Below are 2,189 nucleotides of genomic sequence, written 5' to 3'. Positions count from 1 at the left end.
CGTGCTCGATCGCCAGTTCACGGCAGACAGGCCGAACCAGAAGTGGGTGGCGTCGCTCGTGCAGCACGAGCTGAACCGCGACCCCTTCTCCGGAATCATGTTCGTGTTCCGCCGCAAGCGCGCCGATCGGATCAAGCTGCTGCTATGGGACGGGACCGGCCTGGTGCTGGTGACGAAGCGGCTCGAGACGGGCACGTTCCGCTGGCCGCGCTTCGGCGACGGGGTGATGAGCCTTACCGCGGCGCAGGCTTCGGCGCTGATCGAAGGGCTCGACTGGGCGCGTGTTCATGCCCCGCGTGTGGCGCGTCCGGTGATGGCGTTATAGGCCGTGAAAATGACTCGTCTTGCCGCACAAAACGGGCAGAAAACCGCGAAATAATGTATCCATCCGCACCATGAGCGAGGGGGTGGAAGAGCTGCCCGACGACGTCGAGGCACTAAAGGCGATGATCATCGCCGAACGGCTCCGCTCCGCCCGGCTCCAGCACCTTCTTGATGTCCTCAATCGCATGCACTTCGGCAAGCGGTCGGAGAAGATCGACAGCGGCCAGCTCGCGCTGGCGCTCGAAGATCGCGACGTATCGATGGCCGAAGCCGAACTGCTGGTCGAACAGGGCGAGGAAGCCACCGGCATCGCGCCGCCGCGGCGCAAGCGTGCGGCGGACGAACCCGCGCCTCGCTGCCGGCGCATCTTCCGCGTCACGAGATCGAGATCGCGCCGGAGGCCGGCTGCTGCGCGGGCTGCGGCGGTGCGCTGCACCGGATCGGCGAGGATCGGTCCGAACGACTCGACATCATCCCCGCCCAATATCGCGTCATCGTGACGGTGCGGCCGAGGATGGTGTGCCGATCGTGCGGCGATAGCGTCGCGCAGGCGAAGGCTCCCGCGCATGTGGTGCCGGGCGGCCTGCCGAGGGAAGCGCTGCTCGCCGATATCCTCGTCAAGAAATACGCTGATCACCTTCCGCTCTACCGGCAGGCGCAGATGTTGGCGCGCCAGGGCGTGACGATCGATCGCGCGACGCTCGCGGGCTGGGTCGGCCGCGCGGCGGGCTATCTGAAGCCGATCGTCGACCGGCAGAAGGCGGAGCTTCTGAAGAGCGATCGCCTGTTCGTCGACGAGACCACCGCGATGGTGCTGGCGCCGAGCAGCGGCAAGACGAAGACGGGCTACCTGTGGGCGATGGTCCGCGACGACCGCCCGCATGGCGGGGTCGATCCACCCGCGATCGTTTACAGCTACATGCCGGGCCGGGGCGGCATGTGGGCGGCGAAGCTCCTCGGCGAGTATCACGGCATCCTGCAGGTCGATGGCTATGAAGCCTATGGCCAGTTCGGCAAGGCGGGACGTCCCGGCGGACCCTCGGTGCTGGCCTATTGCTGGGCGCATGTTCGCCGCGGCTTCTTCGACGCCGGCGGCAAGGGCGATGGCGCGCCGATCGCCACCGAAGCGCTGCACCGGATCGGGCTGCTCTACAACATCGAGCGCGAGATCCACGGTCGCACGCCCGAGGAGCGCCTTGCCGTCCGCTAGGCGCGGTCCAGCCCGATCGTCGACGAGCTGCATGACTGGCTCGACGCCAAGCGCCGGCGCATGTTCAGCGGCTCGCCGACCCTCAAGGCGATCAACTATGCACTGAGCCACTGGGCCGGGCTCGTCCGGTTCCTCGACGATGGCCGGATCGACATCGACAACAACCCGGTGGAGCGGTCGATGCGGCCGATCGCACTCCAACGGAAAAATGCGTTGTTCGCGGGCCACGAACTGGGCGCCGAGAACTGGGCGGCGATCGCGTCGCTGATCGAGACCTGCAAGCTGGGTGCGATCAACCCCGCCGCCTACCTGGCCGACGTCCTTGCCCGCATCGTCACCCGCGGCGACGGCGAGCCCATCGATGACCTGCTACCTGGGAACTGGGTCGATACAAAGGCCGCCGAAATGACGTTCGAAACGAGTGCCACCGCCAACGCCGCCTGAGCAAAGCACGATCGAAATTAGATACAACGAAATTAGGCGCCAGCTTCTAATCGAAGCCCGCGCCCGTCCGCCCCGCGTGGGGGAAAATTATCACTTACCAGGATCCACACCATCCTGACAGATAACGGCGTACAGTTCGTGCAGCGGGACCAAGGCGGGCCACTGGGATGGATCGGCCATATCTTCGGCCGTGTCTGCGAGCAGAACGGCA

At 66.1% G+C, this 2,189-nt stretch carries 1 protein-coding gene and 2 pseudogenes; all 3 read left to right on the top strand.

Translation table 11 applies throughout. The features are described from left to right. Positions 1 to 325: IS66 family insertion sequence element accessory protein TnpB (gene tnpB, locus HUW43_RS15575; protein WP_188238259.1), on the top strand; the 325-nt coding region annotated here is incomplete at its 5' end. Between the two features lie 70 nt (positions 326 to 395). After that, positions 396 to 1,978 (top strand): annotated as a pseudogene (gene tnpC, locus HUW43_RS15570) (IS66 family transposase). Positions 1,979 to 2,077: 99 nt separating this feature from the next. Continuing rightward, positions 2,078 to 2,189, top strand: a pseudogene (locus HUW43_RS15805) (IS481 family transposase); the annotation flags it as partial.

Origin of the sequence: Sphingopyxis sp. LK2115 (assembly GCF_014595975.1) — a bacterium.
Lineage (GTDB): Bacteria > Pseudomonadota > Alphaproteobacteria > Sphingomonadales > Sphingomonadaceae > Sphingopyxis.
The sequence above is the reverse complement of the archived record's forward strand: the minus strand, read 5'-3'. Positions and strand labels throughout refer to the sequence as shown.